This is a genomic window from Polaromonas sp., assembly GCF_018780625.1.
GTDB lineage: Bacteria > Pseudomonadota > Gammaproteobacteria > Burkholderiales > Burkholderiaceae_C > Polaromonas.
Map to the genome: position 1 here is coordinate 1 of NZ_JADMJK010000126.1, position 2869 is coordinate 2869.

The 2869-nt window shown below is 66.7% G+C and carries 4 protein-coding genes; all 4 read left to right on the plus strand.

The window, feature by feature from the left end:
- Positions 1 to 522, plus strand: a 522-nt coding sequence (locus tag IV091_RS11340) for a glutathione S-transferase (RefSeq protein WP_293468726.1), incomplete at its 5' end; no start/stop codon positions are given.
- Positions 523 to 547: 25 nt separating this feature from the next.
- Complete coding sequence (locus IV091_RS11345) at positions 548 to 1828, plus strand: multifunctional CCA addition/repair protein (RefSeq protein ID WP_293468728.1); 1281 nt, start codon at positions 548 to 550, stop codon at positions 1826 to 1828.
- 67 nt (positions 1829 to 1895) lie between these two features.
- A complete protein-coding gene (otsB, locus tag IV091_RS11350) occupies positions 1896 to 2672 on the plus strand; it encodes a trehalose-phosphatase (protein ID WP_293468730.1) in 777 nt (258 codons plus the stop codon).
- A gap of 15 nt (positions 2673 to 2687) precedes the next feature.
- The coding region (locus IV091_RS11355; protein ID WP_293468732.1) for a hypothetical protein at positions 2688 to 2869 on the plus strand (182 nt) is incomplete at its 3' end.

Below are 2869 nucleotides of genomic sequence, written 5' to 3' on the forward strand. Positions count from 1 at the left end.
GGCAAGGTGCCCGCGCTGGACGACGACGGTCTGGTGGTCTGGGATTCGCTGGCGATTGCCGAGTACCTGGCCGAGCGCTTTCCCGACAAGCACCTGTGGCCCGCCAGCGTGCCTGCACGGGCCCGTGCGCGCAGCGTGTGCGCCGAAATGCACAGCGGCTTTGGCGCCCTGCGCGCGGCCTGCCCCATGAACATTGAAGCCGACCTGGTAGAGGTGGGCCAGCTGATCTGGCGCGACAAGCCCGCCGTGCGCACCGATGTGGCGCGTCTTGTGGCCATGTGGCGGGCATTGCTTTCGGCGCACCAGGGGCCCATGCTGTTTGGTGACTTCAGCATTGCCGACGCATTTTTTGCACCGGTTTGCATGCGCTTGAAAAGCTATGCACTGCCGGTGCCCGCTGACATTGCGGCCTACATTGAGCGCCTGTGTGCCCTGCCAGGCGTGAAAGCCTGGATAGCCGGCGCGCTGGCTGAAAACGACTTCCGCGAATTTGAAGAACCTTACCGGCTCAAACCCGCCTGAAGCAGCGTTTGGCTAAACTGCCCGCATGGAAATTTACATGGTGGGCGGCGCGGTGCGCGACAAATTGCTGGGACTGGAAGTAGCGGACCACGACTGGGTGGTGGTGGGCGCCACGCCCGAGGAACTGATGGCCCAGGGCTATCTGCCAGTGGGCCGGGACTTTCCGGTGTTTTTGCACCCGCACAGCCATGAGGAATACGCGCTGGCGCGCACCGAGCGCAACACGGCGCGCGGCTACCGCGGCTTTGTCGTGCATTCCGCGCCCGACGTGACGCTGGAGCAAGACCTGGCGCGGCGCGACTTGACGATGAATGCAATAGCAGCTCCTGCCCGTACCGATGGGGCCAATGACCTTTTTGAGCCTGATTTTTCGGCGCTGATTGATCCCTTTGGCGGACAGCAGGATCTTCAGCACAAGGTGCTCCGCCATGTCACCGATGCGTTCCGTGAAGACCCGGTGCGCATCCTGCGGCTGGCACGCTTTGCAGCCCGGTTTCCTGATTTTTCAGTGGCCCCCGAAACGGAGGCGCTGATGGAGGAGATGGTGGCCGATGGCGAAGTCGATGCGCTGGTGCCCGAACGCGTCTGGCAGGAACTGGCGCGCGGCCTGATGGAAGCCACGCCTTCCCGCATGTTCGAGGTACTGCGCACATGCGGCGCCCTGCACAAGCTGCTGCCTGAAGTGGCCAGGCTGTGGGGTGTAGCCCAGCGCGCCGACTACCACCCCGAAGTCGACACCGGCATTCACCTGATGATGGTGCTGGACATGGCGGCGCAGCTGCAGGCCCCCTTGCCAGTGCGCTTTGCCTGCCTGGGCCACGACCTGGGCAAAGGCACGACACCGGCTGACATGCTGCCCAGGCATGTGGGCCACGAGGAGCGCAGCGCACGCCTGTTAAAGGGCCTGTGCGCGCGGCTGCGCGTGCCCACCGATTGCCGCGAAATCGCCGACGTGGTGGCGCGCGAGCACGGCAACATTCACCGCAGCAGCGACTTCAGCCCGGCTGCCGTGGTGCGGCTGCTGGAGCGCTGCGACGCGTTCCGCAAGCCGCAGCGCTTTGCCGATATTTTGCTGGCCTGCGAATGCGACGCACGCGGCAGGCTCGGGCTGGACCAGTCGCCCTACCCGCAGCGCCCGTGGCTGCTGCAGGCGCTGGCCGCAGCCCAGGCCGTGGCCACCGACCAGGTTGCGGCCGAGGTCATGGCGGCGGGGAAAACAGGCCCGCAAATTGGCGAATCGATTCACCAGGCGCGGGTGGCGGCGGTGCGGCACAGCGGCTGCTTTGAGCCAGCGCAAGCGGGGTGAATCGGCCGGCAATCATCGACTCCGGCCTACAGCCATTTCCGGGCAGGCTTGTTAAGGTGGGTCGCCTATGCCACTGCCACTGCCGCTTCCTTCCTTCGCTTCACCGCCCCTGCCCTGCATAGGTCCGCAAACCGCACTTTTTCTGGACTTTGACGGCACGCTGGCCGACCTGGCGCCGCAGCCCGAAGCGGTGCAAGTCACCGCTGATTTGATTCCCGTGCTGGCGCAACTGGCGGCGCAACTGAACGGCGCGCTGGCCATCGTGTCGGGGCGCAGGCTGGCCGACCTGGACGGCTTTCTGGCGCCCTTGCGGCTGCCGTCTGCCGCCGAGCATGGCGCCCGGCACCGCGCGGCTGGGGGCGAGGCGATCTGCCTGGCGTCGCCCGATTTGCAGGCGGTGGTGCGCCTGGCCACGGCGCTGGCGGCGCGCCACGCCGGCCTGCGCGTTGAAGTCAAGTCAGCCGCGGTCGCCCTGCACTACCGCCATGCACCCGCACTGGAGACACTGGCCCTGCAGGTGATGCAGGATGCGGCCCAGGGCACGCCCGGGCTGGAGTTGCTGCGCGGCAAATCGGTGTTTGAGGTCAAGCCCGCCGGCATCAGCAAAGGCACGGCGATAGACGCCTTCATGGCCACCGCGCCTTTTGCCGGACGTCTACCGCTGTTTGCGGGCGACGACACGACCGACGAAGCCGGATTTTCAGCCGTGCAGCGGTTGGGCGGCCAGGGCATCAAGGTGGGGGAAGGCCGCACCCTGGCCCAGCACCGCTGCCCGTCGCCTGCCGCGCTGCGGCAATGGCTACGCCTGGCCTGCCAGCCCGGCGCCAGACACCCCAAAAACTGATGAACAGGACGCCCCATGACGGTTGCCAGTGACACCTCGCGCTTTGCGCCCCCGGCCGAACCATCACTCGCCATGGGGGTGATCGGCAACTGCGCGTTCAGCGCCTTGATCGATGCGCGCGGACGCATCGTCTGGTGCTGCCTGCCACGCTTTGACGGCGACCCGGTGTTCAACGCCCTGCTGGCGCCTGGCCAGGC